The sequence below is a fragment of the Bradyrhizobium sp. CCBAU 45389 genome (genome assembly GCF_028128625.1).
In the GTDB taxonomy this organism is placed as follows: Bacteria; Pseudomonadota; Alphaproteobacteria; order Rhizobiales; family Xanthobacteraceae; genus Bradyrhizobium; species Bradyrhizobium liaoningense_B.
Window position 1 is genome coordinate 47862 of record NZ_LBIY01000077.1, and the last position, 15521, is coordinate 63382.

Here is a 15521-nt window from a genome sequence, read left to right on the forward strand (position 1 = left end):
ATGGCAGGAGGAAAAGGTTCAATGCAATCTAGCAGATGGTTAAGGGAAGGCCATCCCGCGCCCGGCCCGCGGGCTGATTGTGCGGCGCGGCGGCCTCTCATTCCCGTTGAAACCGCCAATGCCCCGCCTTAAGCAGGGACAGTCGCCTTTGTCGTGCGAGACGGGAAGAGCCATCGTGACGTCCACATCGCGCCTTCTGCAGATCGTCGCCGTCCTTACGGCTGTCGCATTGGCCGCGCCGGCGCGCGCCGCCACCGACATCGCGCTGTGGCACGCCATGTCCGGCGAGCTCGGGCGGCAGCTGGACAAGCTCGCCGCCGCCTTCAACGCCTCGCAACCGGATTACCGCATCGTCCCGACCTACAAGGGCAGCTACACCGAGACGGTGACGGCCGCGATCTTCGCCTTCCGTTCGCGCAGCCAGCCCGCGATCGTCCAGGTCAACGAGGTCGCCACCGCCACCATGACCGCGGCCAAGGGCGCGATCTATCCGGTGTTCAGCCTGATGCGGGACCAGGGCGAGCCGTTCTCGCTCAACGATTACCTTCCCGCCGTCTCCGGCTACTACACCGACGCGGCCGGCAACCTGCTGTCGTTCCCGTTCAATTCCTCGACGCCGATCCTGTACTACAACAAGACCATGTTCCGCGACGCCGGCCTCGATCCGGAGACGCCGCCGAAGACCTGGCCCGAGCTCGGCGCCGCTGCGAAGCGTCTGCGCGACCGCGGCGCGCCATGCGGCTTCACCACGTCCTGGCCGTCCTGGATTCACGTCGAGAATTTTTCCGCCTTCCACAACCTGCCGCTCGCGACCCGCACCAACGGCTTTGCCGGGCTGGATGCGGAATTGACCATCAACAATCCGTCTCTCGTGCATCACATCGCAGCGCTCAGCGAGTGGCAGAAGAGCAAGCTGTTCGACTATAGCGGTCGCGGACAAGCGGCCGAGCCGCGTTTCCAGAACGGCGAATGCGGCATCTTCATCGGCTCCTCGGCGACGCGCGCCGACATCAAGGCGAATTCGAAATTCGAGATCGGCTACGGCATGATGCCGTACTGGCCGGACGTGAAGGATGCGCCGCAGAACTCGATCATCGGCGGCGCCACGCTGTGGGTGCTGCGCGACCGGCCGCGCGAGGAATACAAGGGCGTGGCGCGCTTCTTCGCCTATCTGTCGCAGCCCGGCGTGCAGGCCGCCTGGCACCAGAACACCGGATATCTGCCGGTTACCCGCGCCGCCTTCGAGCTGACGCGGGCGCAAGGCTTTTACGAGCGCAATCCGGGCTCGGCGATCTCGTTCGAGGAGATTACGCTGCATCCGCCGACGGAGAACTCGAAGGGCATCCGGCTCGGCTCCTTCGTCCTGATCCGCGGCGTGATCGAGGACGAGCTGGAGCAGACCTTTGCCGGCCAGAAGAGCGCGCAGAAGGCGCTCGATTCCGCCGTCGAGCGCGGCAACAAGCTGCTCCGCCAGTTCGAGCGCGCCAGCCCGGAGCGGTAAACCCGTCGCTCGGGCGACCCTCGCGTCCTCGACGAATCCCATCCGACATCACGCAACCCGGAAGTGTGTGCGATCTCACACGCAACGCGGCCTGCGCCTGCGATAATCCCGCATGCGTGACGCCGAGAGGACGCCGACGCCTGCCGGTCGCCGGCAGCAATCATCTTCAAGCTCATTTCATCCATCTATTTTCGGAAAAAGTGCAATGGAGATCATCGATGCCCTGCACGTGCTGCATTATCCCGAACGACGTTCTGACCAGGCTGTCCCAGGACAAGAAGCTGTCCGCCCCGCTGCGCAAGCAAATGGTCGACACGGTCCAGATCAGCCATGAACTGCGCGAATTGCGGAACCAGGCCGCGAAATTCACCAGCGTGACCGCCGCGCGCACCAGAGGTTTGGTCACGCTGGCGGCGGCGCCGTCCGTCACCGTCTACGACTGCAAGCACACGCAGACGCTGCCGGGCACGCCGATCGCGAAGCCGAAGACGTCTTCGGATGCGTCGGTCAAGCGCACCTTCAACCAGACCGCCAAGGTCGCAAAATTCTACCAGCAGGTCTTCAACCGCAATTCGATCGACGACCACGGCATGACCATGATGTCGTCGGTTCACTTCGGCGAGAAGTACAACAACGCGATGTGGAACGGCTCGCAGATGATCTATGGCGACGGCGACGGCAGCATCTTCGTCGACTTCACCAGAGGCAATGACGTCATCGGCCACGAGCTCACCCATGGCGTCACCCAGCACAGCCTCCAGCTCGCCTATAGCGGCGATGCCGGCGGCCTCAACGAGAGCATCTCCGACTGTTTCGGCTCGATGTTCCGGCAGTGGGAGGCGAAGCAGGATGTCAAGAAAGCCGACTGGCTGATCGGCAAGGACATCATGGGGCCGGGCGCCAAGAAGAAAGGGTTCGCCTGCCTGCGCGACATGGCCAATCCGGCAGCCAAGCACTGTCTGGCGCCGCAACCGACCAAATATTCGCAAGTGACGCCGGGCATGGACCCGCATTATTCCAGCGGCCCGCCGAACCTCGCCTTCTACACGGCCTGCACCACGTTCGGCGGATACAGTTGGGCCAAAATCGGCCAGGTGTGGTACAATGCGCTTACCGGTTTCGGGCCGACGCCGAACATGACGATGAAGGCGTTCGCTGCGCGGACCCGGCAGGGTGCCCACACCTTGTATCCGGGCGATGCCGCCGTGTTCGCCGCCGTCGATGCGGGATGGAAGAAGGTCGGGCTGTAGCCGGGCCGCACGGCGTTACGAAAGGAAGCAAGCGTGGATCGCTTGAAGATCGAGCGCGTCGGAGGGTTCGCCGGCTTCGGCGGCCCTCACCTCAAGAGCCGCGGCGAGGTGGCATTGTCGGATCTGTCGGCTGCCGATCAGAATACGGTGGAGCAGCTGTTTGCCGATCCCGGCAAGGTCCCTGCCGCGCGACGGGGCCAGGCCGACGCGTTCAGCTACCGGATCACGCGCGGCGCGCAGACGATCGAAGTCCCCGAGCATGCGGTCCCCCCGGCCATCAAGAGCAGCGTCAAGGATGTGCTGGAATAGGCCGTGATGGAGGGGACGCTGCCGCCGGAGTCCGCGGGCGTTTGGGGCATGTCCGCGTCGACGAGCCTTGAGGCCTACCGCGCCTTGCGTGCCGACCGGGCGCGATGGCTGCCGGTCGCGCTCGACATCGCGCGCGGCCACGGTCTCGATGTCAGCGCGCCGCATGTGTTTGCGACAGGCACCAATCTCGTGGTCGGCTTCAGTGAGCGCCTGATCCTCAAGATCTTCCCACCGCTGCTGCGCGCGCAATTCGTCTCCGAGCGCGGCTCGCTGACGCAACTTGCCGGCCGGCTGTCCCTGCCGATCCCCGAGATCGTCGCGGAAGGGGTGCGTGACGGCTGGCCCTATCTCGTCATCACGCGCCTTGCCGGCACGCTCGGCTCGGAGGCCTGGCCGCACCTGCCGGAAGACCAGAAGGAGCGCGTGCTGCGCCAGATCGGCGAGACCATCGCGTCGGTGCAGCGGGCGCCGCTCGGTCCGCTCGCACACATCGAGCCGCGCTGGGGCGACTTCATGCGCGCCCAGATGCAGGGCTGCCGCGCCAGGCACGAGCGCCTCGGCCTTGCGCCAAAATTCCTCGAAGGCCTCGACGATCTCCTGCGCGATGCGGCCGCGCTGATTCCGATGGACGCACCGCCGGTGATCCTGACCGGCGAATATATCCCTGAGAATTTCCTGCTCGCCTGCGATGACGGCACATGGTCGCTCAAAGGCCTGTTCGATTTCGGCGACGTCCGCGCCGGCTGGTGCGACTACGACCTGCTCGGCCCCAGTGCCTTCATGGCGGCGGGACGGCCGGGGAGGGTGAAGAGCCTGCTCGAAGGTTTTGGCTATGCGAAGCCGGACGCCACGCTCAAGCGCCGCCTGATGGCCCTGATGCTGCTGCACCAGGCCAGCGACCTCAACAGCCACATCTGCATCGAGGGCTGGCAGGAGAGGGCGGACGATCTCGTCGAGCTGCAGGAGCTGATCTGGGCGGAGTGACTTCAGTGCGGCCGCGCGTTGAGACGCCGAGCCGTATCAACATCGTCGTCCTGGACAAGCGCAGCGAAGCGGAGCGCCGATCCAGGACCCATTACCCCAGGGAGCGGTTGCTGCGTGGCGCCGGTAACCACGGGTCTTCGCCAAACCGCTCCTTGGGGTAATGGGTCCTGGCTTTCGCCAGGACGACAGCGGAGGGCGGCGAGCGCCGCTCATTCAACAAGGGGTGTTGTCCCGGCCTTCGCCGGGACGACAGCTGAGAGGGCGCGCTCACCAAATGAGCCGGTCCCCGTGACAGTCTATTTTATGTGCAAATAACAATCTTTGTATGCAATGCCGTTGCGTAGGAAGCGACGGCCTCTTGCCGCAACAATCATAATTCATCAAAGACTTCAGTCGCTTATCGCGACCGTAAACGCCCGTTAAGCCTTGGCACGAACCTTGCGAATCCAGTTCCAACCAGAAACTTTGTGTTGGAGCGATTTCATGAAGCGCCGCGATTTCCTCAAGTCCGTTTCCGGATTGGCCGCTGGCGCGGCGCTTCCGGCCATGCCGACGGTGATCTCCTCCGCCAGGGCCGATGCGCGGTCGGAGACGCTGCTGATCGTCTCGGAAGGCGGCCCCAACAATCTCGACATCCACGGCGTCGGTACCAATGTGCCCGGCTATGAGGTGTCCTGGAATTGCTACGACCGCCTGATCAGCCACGAGATGAAGAGCGGCCCCGGCGGCGTGCCCTATTACGACCGCGACAAGTTCAAGGGCGAGCTCGCCGACGACTTCAAGATCGACGACATGTCGGTCACCTTCAAGCTGAAGAAGAACGCCAAATTCCACGACGGCGCGCCTGTCACCGCCAAGGACGTGAAATGGTCGCTCGACCGCGCCGTCAGCGTCGGCGGTTTCCCGACTTTCCAGATGAGCGCGGGCTCGCTCACGAAGCCCGAGCAGTTCGTCGTGGTCGACGATGCCACCGTGCGCGTCGATTTCGCCAAGAAGGATCGCCTGACGGTTCCCGATCTCGCCGTGATCGTGCCCTGCATCGTCAATTCGGAACTGGTGAAGAAGAACGCGAGCGAGAAAGACCCTTGGGGTCTCGAGTTTACAAAACAGCAGACCGCGGGCTCCGGCGCCTACAAGGTGACGAAGTGGACCGCCGGCACCGAAGTGATCATGGAGCGCAACGAGGATTGGGTCGGCGGTCCGCTGCCCAAGATCAAGCGCGTGATCTGGCGCATGGTGCCGCAGGCCGGCAACCGCCGTGCGCTGCTCGAGCGCGGGGACGCCGACATCTCCTACGAGCTGCCGTTCAAGGATTTCCAGGAGATGAAGGCGAACGGCAAGCTCAACGTGGTGTCGCTGCCGTTCTCCAACGGCATCCAGTATATCGGCATGAACGTCACCAAGCCGCCATTCGACAATGTCAAGGTGCGCCAGGCCATCGCCTATGCGTTGCCGTATCAGAAGATCATGGACGCCGTGCTGTTCGGTCTCGGCAATCCCATGTTCGGCGCGGCCAAGGACAAGGTCACCGAGGTCGCCTGGCCGCAGCCGCACAAATACAACACCGACATGGAGAAGGCGAAAGCGCTGCTCACTGAGGCCGGCTACGCCAACGGCTTCGAGACCACGATCTCGTTCGATCTCAATTTCGCCGGCGTCAACGAGCCGCTCTGCGTGCTGGTGCAGGAGAGCCTCGCCCAGCTCGGCATCAAGACCACCATCAACAAGGTGCCCGGCGCCAACTGGCGCACCGAATTGAACAAGAAGGAGATGCCGCTGTTCACCAACGTGTTCTCGGGCTGGCTCGATTACCCCGAGTACTTCTTCTACTGGTGCTATCACGGCAACAATTCCGTCTTCAACACCATGAGCTACAAGTCGGCGGAGATGGACAAGTTCATCGACGGCGCGCGCACGGCGGCTGCGACCGGCGACACCGCGACCTACGACAAGGATGTGAAGGGTTTCGTCGATCTCGCCTTCGCCGACGTCCCGCGCATCCCGCTCTACCAGCCCTTCGTCAACGTCGCGATGCAGAAGAACATCAGCGGCTACCAATACTGGTTTCACCGGAGGCTCGACTATCGCGCGATGGCGAAGGGGTGAGGCGATGATTGGCGCGAGCGATATGTCCGCGTCTCTCTGGGCATCGTGGTCGAGTGAGGTGAGCACGCTCTTCAGGCTCCCTCCCCCCTTGCGGGGGAGGGTTGGGGAGAGGGGTAGCCACGAACTCAGACCTCTCCCGGGGCCACCCCTCTCCCTAGCCCTCCCCCGCAAGGGGGGAGGGAACGCAGCAACGCTCGCGGCTAGCAGCGTGCCCAACACGCGCACGAGGAACTCATCATGCTGACCATGATCGGCAAGCGCCTGATGTTTGCGATTCCCTCGCTGATCGGCGTCGTCATCGTCACCTTCCTGTTGACGCGCGCGCTGCCCGGTGATCCCGCGGCGTACTTCCCCGGCCCCGCCGCGACGAAGGAAGCCGTCGAGCAGATCCGCAAAAAACTCGGCCTCGACAGGCCGCTGATCGAGCAGTTCTTCCGCTACACCAACGATCTCGCCCATGGTGATTTCGGCAACTCGCTCACCACCGGCCAACCGGTCGCGGCCGAGATCCGCAACCGCCTGCCGGCTTCGGCCGAGCTGACGCTGCTCGGCCTCATCGTCTCGATCGTCATCGCAATCCCTCTCGGCGTGCTGGCGGCGACACGACCAGGATCATGGGTCGACCATTTATGTCGGGTGACAACAACAGCTGGCGTGTCGCTGCCGGTGTTCTTCACCGGCCTCGTGCTGGTCTATGTCTTCTATTTCCGGCTCGGCTGGTCGCCGGCGCCGCTCGGCCGTCTCGACGTGTTCTACAGCGCGCCGCCGACCGTGACCGGCTTCTATCTGATCGACACGCTGATCGCGCGCGATTTTGAAGCGTTCCGCTCGGCGCTGAGCCAGCTCATTCTTCCCGCAACGACGCTTGCGATCTTCTCGCTGGCGCCGATCGCGCGCATGACCCGTGCCTCGATGCTGGCGGTGCTCGCATCCGAATTCGTCCGCACCGCGCGCGCCAGCGGCCTGTCGCCGGCGACCGTGATCGTCACCTACGCCTTCCGCAACGCGATGCTGCCTGTCATCACCACGCTCAGCATGGTGTTCTCGTTCCTGCTGGGCGCCAACGTGTTGGTGGAAAAAGTCTTCGCATGGCCGGGCATCGGCTCCTACGCGGTCGAAGCGCTGATCTCGTCGGACTTCGCGCCGGTACAAGGCTTCGTGCTGACCATGGCGGTCATGTACGTGCTGCTCAATCTCGTGATCGACATCTTGTACGGCGTGATCGATCCGCGTGTCAGGTTGGAGGGCTAAATCATGAGCTCCGTTGCGCCTGCTGTTGAACCTGTCGGCCCCGCGCGAACGTCGGGTCTCACTGCGATCCTCGAACAGACCCGCTACGTTCTCAGCGAGAACAAGGTCACCGGCTTTGCTTTCGCGCTGCTGATCGTGATCCTGATCGCGGCGATCTTCGGCCCCTATGTGGTGCCGTATGATCCGCTGGCCTCCGACACGGCTGCGGCACTGAAGCCGCCCTCGGCGGCGCACTGGTTCGGCACCGACCAATTGGGCCGCGATATCTTCAGCCGCGTGGTCGTGGCGACCCGGCTCGATACCTTCATCGCGATCGCCTCCGTCGTGCTGGTGTTCCTGATGGGCGGCCTCGCCGGCATCGCGGCCGGCTATTTCGGCGGCTGGACCGATCGCATCGTCGGCCGCATCGCCGACACCATCATGGCGTTCCCGCTGTTCGTGCTCGCCATGGGCATCGTCGCAGCCCTCGGCAACACCGTGCAGAACATCATCCTCGCCACCGCGATCGTGAACTTCCCGCTCTACGCCCGCGTCGCGCGCGCCGAGGCCAATGTCCGCCGCAACGCCGGCTTCGTGCAGGCCGCGCGTCTCTCAGGCAACGGCGAGTTCCGCATCCTCCTGGTGCACATCCTGCCGAACATCATGCCGATCATGATCGTGCAGATGTCGCTGACCATGGGCTACGCCATCCTCAATGCCGCCGGCCTGTCCTTCATCGGTCTCGGCGTCCGTCCGCCGACCGCCGAATGGGGCATCATGGTCGCCGAAGGCGCGGGCTTCATGGTCTCGGGCGAATGGTGGATCGCGTTGTTCCCGGGCCTTGCCCTGATGATCGCCGTGTTCTGCTTCAACCTCCTCGGCGACGGCCTGCGCGACATCGTCGACCCCCAGCGGAGGACGTGATGGCAAATTTCCGGCCGAAATTCACCAATGATTCCAACCCCGTTCTACTGTGCATGGGGTTGTTTTCGACCTTTTTGATTGGCGGGCATCCATGACCGCCCAGCCCCTGCTCGACGTCCAGGACCTCACGGTCGAATTCACCACCCGCCGCGGCATCGTCAAAGCCGTGCAGCATGTCAACATCTCCGTCGCCAAGGGCGAGACGCTGGCCATTGTCGGCGAGTCCGGCTCCGGCAAGTCGGTGACGTCCTATGCGGTGATGCGCATCCTCGACCGCGCCGGCAAGATCGCCGAGGGCTCGGTGATGTTCTCGGGCATCGACGTGAAGGCCGCGACCGAAGACCAGATGCGCGACCTCCGCGGCCGCGAAGTCTCGATGATTTTTCAGAACCCGCGTGCTGCCCTCAATCCGATCCGGAAGGTCGGCGACCAGATCGAGGACGTGCTGCGCACCCACGTGCAGCAGGCCCAGGTCACAGATGGCGGCGAGAAGGCGATCGAGGCGCTGGAGCAGGTCAAGATCGCTCGTCCGCGCGAGCGCTACCACGCCTATCCGTTCGAGCTGTCGGGCGGCATGTGCCAGCGCGTCGTCATCGCGCTCGCGCTTGCCTGCAATCCGCAGCTGCTGATCGCGGACGAACCGACCACCGGTCTCGACGTCACCACGCAGAAGGCGGTGATGGACCTGATCGTCGAACTGACAAAACGCCGTGCGATGTCGACCATCCTGATCACGCACGATCTCGGTCTTGCCGCGGCCTATTGCGACCGCGTCGTCGTGATGGAGAAGGGCCGCGTGGTCGAGACCGCCAAGGCCGCCGACATCTTCGCCAATCCGCAGCACCCCTACACCAAGAAGCTGATGCGCGCGACGCCGCGGCTCGGTGTGAGCTTGCGGGATCTTTTGCCGGAAGAGGAGAGCGCGTCTCCGTCCGCATCCGTCATGGCCGGGCCTGAGCCGGCCATCCATCACGCCTCGCAAGATGGCGCGAAGAGCGAGACGCCCCTCCTCCTCATCGAAAAGCTCGTCAAGGAATATCCCCGGCAAGGCGCCACGGCCACGCTCGGAAAGCTGTTCGGCCGCAAGCCGCCGGTGGAGCCGGACGTGTTCCGCGCGGTCGACGGCATCAGCTTCTCGATCGGCCATGGCGAGAGCGTCGGCCTCGTCGGCGAATCCGGCTGCGGCAAATCGACCACCTCGATGATGGTGATGCGCCTCTTGGACCAGACCTCCGGCCTGATCCAGTTCGACGGCGAGGACATCGGCGGCATTCAGCCTGCTGCCTTCGCCCGGCTGCCGCAGCGCAGCCGCATCCAGATGGTGTTCCAGGATCCGACCGATAGCCTCAACCCGCGCTTCACCGCCGCCCGCGCCATCGCCGACCCGATCATGCAGCTCGGCGACATCAAGGGGCGCGATGCGCTCCGCGCCCGCTGCGAGGAACTGGCCACCATGGTCGGCCTGCCGCACAATCTGCTCGACCGCTTCCCGCACCAATTGTCCGGCGGCCAGAAGGCCCGTGTCGGCATCGCCCGTGCCATCGCCCTGCATCCGAAGCTGGTCATCCTGGACGAGCCGACGGCGGCGCTGGACGTCTCGGTGCAGGCGGTGGTCCTCAACCTGCTTCAGGACCTCAAGGTGCGGCTAGGTATGAGCTATCTGTTCGTCTCGCATGATTTGAATGTAGTGCGCTTGCTGTGCGATCGTGTCATTGTCATGCGGACGGGTGGAATCGTCGAGGAAGGCTCTTCCGAAGAGGTCCTCAGCGATCCCAAGGACGACTACACCAAGGAGCTGCTGACGGCGATCCCGCATCCGCCGTTGCCGGTACACTGAGAGCGCACTGATTGTTTGGGAGCGTGATGGCCGAGCCGCTGGACGACTATATCGACGCCGTATCGAAAGCGCTGGCGCTGCCGGTCGAGGAGGCCTTCAGGCCCGCGGTCCGCGCCAACCTCGAAGTCTCGCTGCGGCTCGCCCGCCTCGTCGATGAATTCACGCTGCCGGACGAGACCGAGCCGGCGCCGATCTTCACCGCCTGACGCCGTCATGACCGCCAAGCCAGAGATGAACGCTTCCGACATCGCGAAAGCGGTGGCCGGCGGCCAATTGTCCGCGCTCGCTGCCACCGAAGCCGCGCTCGCGCGCATCAAGCAGCACGACACGGTCCTCAACGCCTTCACTGACGTCACCGCCGAACGCGCCCGCGCGAAAGCGCGCGCGATCGATGCGGACGTCGCCGCGGGCAAGACGGTCGGCCCGCTCGCCGGCGTGCCCTTCGCCGTGAAGAATCTGTTCGACGTCGCTGGCCTTGCCACGCGCGCCGGCTCGAAGATCAACCGCGACCTCGCGCCCGCCAAGCGCGACGCCACGCTGATCGAGCGGATGGAAGCGGCCGGCGCCGTCCTCGTCGGCGCGCTCAACATGGGCGAATACGCCTACGACTTCACCGGCGAGAACATCCATGACGGTCCCTCGCGCAATCCGCATGACACCACGCGGATGAGCGGCGGCTCGTCGGGCGGCTCGGGCAGCGCCGTCGGCGGCGCGCTGGTACCGATTGCGCTCGGCTCCGACACCAACGGCTCGATCCGCGTGCCCTCCTCGTTCTGCGGCATCTTTGGCCTGAAGCCGACCTATGGCCGGCTGTCGCGGGCGCGCTCGTTCCCGTTCGTCGCGAGCCTCGATCATCTCGGCCCGTTCGCGCGCTCCGTCACCGATCTCGCGCTCGCCTACGACGTGATGCAGGGGCCGGACGCGGACGACGGCGCCTGCACGACGCGTGGGTTAGAGCCCGTCATGCCGCTGCTAGCTGAATCCATCGCGGGCTTGCGCGTCGCGATTGCCGGCGGCCATTTTCAGAAGAACGTGTTTCCGGAAGCTGTCGAAGCCGTCGGCCGCGTCGCCAAGGCGCTTGGCGCAACGCAGGTGATCGATGTGCCCGAAGCCTCGCGCGCCCGTGCGGCAGCCTACGTCATCACCACCACCGAAGGCGCCTCGCTGCATCTCGATCGCCTGCGCAAGCGTCCGAACGACTTCGATCCCGCCGTGCGCGACCGTCTGATCGCCGGCGCCATGGTGCCGGCAGCGCTGGTCGACCGCGCACAGAAATTCCGCCGCTGGTATCGCGCGCAACTCGCCGAGATATTCAAATCGGTCGACGTGCTGATCGCGCCGGCAACACCCTGCACCGCGCCAAAACTCGGCCAGGTGAATTTCAATCTCGACGGCGTCGAGCTGCCGGTGCGCGCCAATATCGGCATCCACACCCAGCCGATCTCCTTCATCGGTCTGCCCGTCGTCGCCGTCCCGGTGCCGCTCGAGCCGCTGCCGATCGGCGTGCAGATCATCGCTGCGCCCTGGCGCGAGGACGTCGCCTTGCGCGTCGCATACGCCCTGGAACAGATGGGCGTCGTCGCCGCGCCATCGCCGAGAGGATTCTGAAATGGAGATCGATCTCCCCGAGGTGATCGCAGAAGTCAAAGCCGCGTTCGAGCGCTATGAGCAGGCCCTCGTCAGCAATGACGTCGCCGTGCTCGGCGAGCTGTTCCGCAACGATCCCCGCACGCTGCGCTATGGCATCGGCGAGAACCTCTACGGCTACGAGGCGATCTCCGGCTTCCGCGCCGGCCGCTCGCCGGTCGGGCTGAACCGCCGCACCGCCAAGACCGTGATCACCAGCTATGGTCGCGACACGGCCGTGGCCTCCACCTTGTTCTATCGCGATACGGCGCCCGGCAAGGTCGGCCGGCAGATGCAGACGTGGATTCGCTTCCCGGAGGGCTGGCGTGTCGTCGCCGCCCATGTCAGCATCATCGACGAGCCGAAAGAGACCTGATCGAATGACGCTTGACGATCTTCCGCCCGGGACACTGCCGGCTGAGCCGGTGGTGCCCCGCGTCGACCGGGCACTGCCGTCGGTGCAGAAGGTCACGCGCGCCGAGGAGCTGCGCCTGCAGCTTGCCGACGAGATCGTGCGTGGAACCCTGGCGCCGGGCTCGCCGCTGGACGAGACCGACATCGCGCGGCGCTTCAGTGTTTCGCGCACGCCGGTGCGCGAGGCGTTGCGGCAGCTGGTCGCGAGCGGCCTGGTCGAGGCGCGGCCTCATCGCGGCGCGGTGGTGGCGCAGCCCTCGATCGAGCGTCTCAAGAGCATGTTCGAGGCGATGGCGGAACTCGAGGCGTTGTGCGCCGGCCTTGCCGCCGAGCGCATGTCCCCTGCCGAGCGCCATGCGCTCGAGGCCGTCCACGAAGAGCTGCGGCTCTTGAGCTACGCCGGCAATCCCGAGCGCTTCCACGAGGTCAACGAGCGCTTCCACAACACGATCTATGCGGGCTCGCAGAACGGCTACATCGCCGAGATCACGCTGGCGACGCGCGTGCGCGTGCAGCCGTTCCGCCGCGCCCAGTTCCGCAATCTCGGCCGCCTCGCCAAGTCGCAGGCCGAGCACGACCGCGTCGTCGTCGCCATCATGCGCGGCGACAAGCAGGGCGCCGCCGCCGCCATGCGCGCCCATATCGAACTGGTGCGTGGGGAGTACGAGATCTACGCGGTGTCGGTGTAGGGCCGCACACACACAGTGCCGTAGGGTGGGCAAAGGCGCAAAGCGCCGTGCCCACGATCTTCTTCATGATGGACGGAATGGTGGGCACGCTTCCGCCTTCGCTCTTTGAGCTACGGCGGACAAGTCGCTTTGCCCACCCTACGAGACCTACGTTGTCGCGGCTTCCTTCATGAAGGCGCGCCAGCCACCATACGCCGTAATATCCCGCGCCTCGCCCAGCACCTCGGGCTCGACGAGAAAGCCCTTCACGCTGCGGCCATCGGCAAGCCAAATCGTGCCGATCGCCATCGGCGCGGGAATTGCGTTGACGAACTTGCCGAACGCCGCCGCAGACAGTGACCAGATCTCCAGCTCGATCGCAGAACCCTTGCCGGCCTCGACGCGCAGCATGCCGGGCTTCGGTGGCGTGGTCGGAAGCGCATAGAGCTTGTAGTCGGGCGCCGTCTTGGTCGCTTCGACCAGCCTCGCGCTCAACGCCTTCAACTCGCCGTTCAGCGCCATGCCGGAGAGATGCGCCCCGACGACTGCGATTGGAATCTCATCGACGCCGCTTGCAGGCAGCGGCGCGAGCGGGGCCTGCGCCACACCCTTCGCGCCAACGGTCAGCTTCGTATCGGCATGAAATACGCGGCCGATGCTCGCGAGCAGCGCATCGCGTCCTGCGGGCGCGAGCAGCGTGATGCCGAACGGGATGCCATCGCTGCGCATCGAAGCCGGCACCGCGAGGCCGCTGAGGTCGAGCAAATTCACAAAGTTTGTGTAGGTGCCGAGCCGGCTGTTGAGCTCGATCGGATTGGCGAGCACCTGCGCGGTCGTGTAGGCGGTCGGGGCGGTCGGCAGCACCAGCGCGTCGATGTTCGCAAACGTGCGCTCGGCGATCTTGCGCAGACCCTGCAGGCGATAGAGCGCCGAGAAGGTTTCGGCCGCGGTCAGCCGCGCGCCAGCCGCGGTGATCTCGCGCGTCACCGGATGAATTGAGTCGGGTGCCGAGGCGAGCAGGTTCTTGATCACCAGATAACGCTCGGCGACCCACGGTCCTTCATACAGCAGCCGCGCGGTCTCGTAGAACGGCTCGAGGTCGAACTCGACCAGATCAGCGCCAAGTGCGGTCCAGCGCTTCAGCGCATCGGCATAGGCGGCTTCTGATTTCTTGTCGCCGAAGAAGATGAGCTGACCGTTGCGCGGCACGCCGAGGCGCAAGTTTGCGGGGAATTGCGTGAGCGGACCAAGTGGCCGGTCGCGCGAGAACGGATCGGCCTGGTCGGGGCCTGCCATCACCGAGAGTGCGAGTGCGGCATCGTCCACAGTCAGTGCGAACACCGAGATGCAGTCGAGCGTGCGGCAGGCCGGCACCAGGCCCGCGGTCGAGATCATGCCGAGGCTCGGCTTCAGCCCGACGATGTTGTTGAGCATCGCCGGCACGCGGCCCGAGCCGGCAGTGTCCGTGCCGAGCGACAGCGGTACGAGGCCGGCGCCGACAGCGGTTGCCGAGCCCGAGCTCGATCCGCCGGGAATCAGATCCTCGCGGATCGAGTTCTTAGGAATGCCGTAAGGCGAGCGCACGCCGACGAGGCCGGTCGCGAACTGGTCGAGATTGGTCTTGCCGGTGATGATGGCGCCCGCCGCGCGCAGGCGCTCCACCGCAGTCGAATCGTGGGTGGGCGCATAGGAGAACGCCGGGCAGGCCGCCGTGGTCGGAAAGCCCAGCGCGTCGATATTGTCCTTCACCGCGACCGGCACGCCATAGAGCGGCAGGCTGGCCGCATCCGCGCGGGCGGCGAGTTTCTCGGCCTCCGTGATCGCGTCCTTCTCGTCGCGCAGGCTGATGAACACGGCGGGATCGTTGTAATCGCGGATGCGCTGATAGGTCCGCGCGATCGTCTCTGCCGGCGTCATCGTCCCCGCGCGATGCGCGGCCACAATCGCGGCGATCGTTTCAGGCTGCTCAGCCCCCATGGCGTCCAAACTCCGGCAACAGGTGTCACCCGGATTGAAGCAAGCGATGTGCCATTGTGTACACAATCCGGGCAGGGCGGTTGCTCCGGATATTATCGTGAGATCAGTGGCTTGGGGATATTTCGTCGGCAGGGCAGGCCATCACATCAGCGCCCCGCCAAGGGCATTTGCATAAATTTTAGGCGGACTGGGTCAAGTGAAGCCGGCAAGGATACGAAGCAGCTGCTCCCGGTTCTCCTTGCCGATCTTTTCTTCGACATTCCGCTCGTGCTCGGCGGCGAGACGCTTGAACTTCGCCAGCGCGGTGGCGCCCTGCGCGGTGAGATGCAGCGCGTGGGAGCGCCGGTCCTGTTTCGACTTGATCCGCTTCACCAGCTTGCGCTGCTCGAGGCTGTCGAGCAGATGCACCAGGCGGGCGCGCTCGATGCCGAGGCGTTTTGCTACCGCCATCTGGGACAGGCCGGGATTGGCGCCGATCACCGTCAGCACCGAATATTGCGTCGGCCGGATATCGACATCGCCGAGCGTCCTGGTGAAGTCCTGGAAAATCCAGATCTGGAAGCGCCGCACCGCATAGCCGGCGTGGCCGACCAGTGCATCGAGGCCGATCTCGTCCGCGTCGATCCGCCGCGCGGCGCCGTTGCCTCTGCGTTTGCGTGGGGAAGTCTGCGCTGCCGTGGCTGTCACATCGTGTC

14 protein-coding genes are annotated in these 15521 nt (G+C 65.1%); 12 read left to right on the forward strand and 2 right to left on the reverse strand.

The features are described from left to right. Nucleotides 1–118 precede the first annotated feature (118 nt). From ugpB to XH79_RS10485, 12 genes are all read left to right on the forward strand, one after another. Nucleotides 119–1501, forward strand: coding sequence for a sn-glycerol-3-phosphate ABC transporter substrate-binding protein UgpB (gene ugpB, locus XH79_RS10430; RefSeq protein WP_212340668.1), 1383 nt, complete (start codon nucleotides 119–121; stop codon nucleotides 1499–1501). Nucleotides 1502–1719: 218 nt separating this feature from the next. Beyond that, on the forward strand, nucleotides 1720–2751 hold the full coding sequence (locus tag XH79_RS10435) for a M4 family metallopeptidase (protein WP_212340669.1): 1032 nt from the start codon (nucleotides 1720–1722) through the stop codon (nucleotides 2749–2751). A 42-nt stretch (nucleotides 2752–2793) separates the two neighbouring features. Continuing rightward, entirely contained in the window at nucleotides 2794–3060 is a 267-nt protein-coding gene (locus XH79_RS10440; RefSeq protein WP_271581644.1) for a protealysin inhibitor emfourin, read from the forward strand. 48 nt (nucleotides 3061–3108) lie between these two features. Then, nucleotides 3109–4044, forward strand: a complete 936-nt coding sequence (locus XH79_RS10445; protein WP_271581645.1) for an aminoglycoside phosphotransferase family protein — start codon at nucleotides 3109–3111, stop codon at nucleotides 4042–4044. A gap of 483 nt (nucleotides 4045–4527) precedes the next feature. Further along, nucleotides 4528–6150, forward strand: a complete 1623-nt coding sequence (locus XH79_RS10450; RefSeq protein ID WP_271581646.1) for an ABC transporter substrate-binding protein — start codon at nucleotides 4528–4530, stop codon at nucleotides 6148–6150. Nucleotides 6151–6387: 237 nt separating this feature from the next. Further along, on the forward strand, nucleotides 6388–7401 hold the full coding sequence (locus XH79_RS10455) for an ABC transporter permease (protein ID WP_271581647.1): 1014 nt from the start codon (nucleotides 6388–6390) through the stop codon (nucleotides 7399–7401). Nucleotides 7402–7404: 3 nt separating this feature from the next. Beyond that, complete coding sequence (locus XH79_RS10460; protein ID WP_130363691.1) at nucleotides 7405–8304, forward strand: ABC transporter permease; 900 nt, start codon at nucleotides 7405–7407, stop codon at nucleotides 8302–8304. 91 nt (nucleotides 8305–8395) lie between these two features. Then, nucleotides 8396–10141, forward strand: a complete 1746-nt coding sequence (locus XH79_RS10465; RefSeq protein WP_271581648.1) for a dipeptide ABC transporter ATP-binding protein — start codon at nucleotides 8396–8398, stop codon at nucleotides 10139–10141. A gap of 26 nt (nucleotides 10142–10167) precedes the next feature. Continuing rightward, nucleotides 10168–10347 (forward strand): DUF4089 domain-containing protein, encoded by a 180-nt coding sequence (locus XH79_RS10470; RefSeq protein ID WP_162500504.1) that lies wholly within the window; start codon nucleotides 10168–10170, stop codon nucleotides 10345–10347. Between the two features lie 7 nt (nucleotides 10348–10354). Further along, nucleotides 10355–11749 carry an AtzE family amidohydrolase gene (locus tag XH79_RS10475; RefSeq protein ID WP_271581649.1) on the forward strand — a complete coding sequence of 465 codons (1395 nt, stop codon included), beginning with the start codon at nucleotides 10355–10357 and terminating at the stop codon, nucleotides 11747–11749. 1 nt (nucleotide 11750) lies between these two features. Beyond that, nucleotides 11751–12143 carry an oxalurate catabolism protein HpxZ gene (gene hpxZ, locus XH79_RS10480; protein WP_212340687.1) on the forward strand — a complete coding sequence of 131 codons (393 nt, stop codon included), beginning with the start codon at nucleotides 11751–11753 and terminating at the stop codon, nucleotides 12141–12143. A 4-nt stretch (nucleotides 12144–12147) separates the two neighbouring features. Further along, a complete protein-coding gene (locus XH79_RS10485) occupies nucleotides 12148–12870 on the forward strand; it encodes a GntR family transcriptional regulator (RefSeq protein ID WP_026312216.1) in 723 nt (240 codons plus the stop codon). 147 nt (nucleotides 12871–13017) lie between these two features. On the opposite strand, the gene atzF is transcribed toward XH79_RS10485, so the two are convergent. Together atzF and XH79_RS10495 are read right to left on the reverse strand one after the other, a co-directional pair. Beyond that, a complete protein-coding gene (atzF, locus tag XH79_RS10490) occupies nucleotides 13018–14826 on the reverse strand; it encodes an allophanate hydrolase (RefSeq protein WP_271581650.1) in 1809 nt (602 codons plus the stop codon). 192 nt (nucleotides 14827–15018) lie between these two features. Then, nucleotides 15019–15513 carry a MarR family winged helix-turn-helix transcriptional regulator gene (locus tag XH79_RS10495; protein ID WP_271581651.1) on the reverse strand — a complete coding sequence of 165 codons (495 nt, stop codon included), beginning with the start codon at nucleotides 15511–15513 and terminating at the stop codon, nucleotides 15019–15021. Nucleotides 15514–15521 lie beyond the last annotated feature (8 nt).

Coding starts and splice junctions, on each gene's coding strand:
- XH79_RS10455 (WP_271581647.1), top strand. CDS start 6,388: ATGCTGACCATGATCGGCAAGCGCCTGATGTTTGCGATTCCCTCGCTG.
- atzF (WP_271581650.1), bottom strand. CDS start 14,826: ATGGGGGCTGAGCAGCCTGAAACGATCGCCGCGATTGTGGCCGCGCAT.
- XH79_RS10435 (WP_212340669.1), top strand. CDS start 1,720: ATGCCCTGCACGTGCTGCATTATCCCGAACGACGTTCTGACCAGGCTG.
- XH79_RS10475 (WP_271581649.1), top strand. CDS start 10,355: ATGACCGCCAAGCCAGAGATGAACGCTTCCGACATCGCGAAAGCGGTG.
- XH79_RS10470 (WP_162500504.1), top strand. CDS start 10,168: ATGGCCGAGCCGCTGGACGACTATATCGACGCCGTATCGAAAGCGCTG.
- ugpB (WP_212340668.1), top strand. CDS start 119: ATGCCCCGCCTTAAGCAGGGACAGTCGCCTTTGTCGTGCGAGACGGGA.
- XH79_RS10485 (WP_026312216.1), top strand. CDS start 12,148: ATGACGCTTGACGATCTTCCGCCCGGGACACTGCCGGCTGAGCCGGTG.
- hpxZ (WP_212340687.1), top strand. CDS start 11,751: ATGGAGATCGATCTCCCCGAGGTGATCGCAGAAGTCAAAGCCGCGTTC.
- XH79_RS10465 (WP_271581648.1), top strand. CDS start 8,396: ATGACCGCCCAGCCCCTGCTCGACGTCCAGGACCTCACGGTCGAATTC.
- XH79_RS10450 (WP_271581646.1), top strand. CDS start 4,528: ATGAAGCGCCGCGATTTCCTCAAGTCCGTTTCCGGATTGGCCGCTGGC.
- XH79_RS10445 (WP_271581645.1), top strand. CDS start 3,109: ATGTCCGCGTCGACGAGCCTTGAGGCCTACCGCGCCTTGCGTGCCGAC.
- XH79_RS10460 (WP_130363691.1), top strand. CDS start 7,405: ATGAGCTCCGTTGCGCCTGCTGTTGAACCTGTCGGCCCCGCGCGAACG.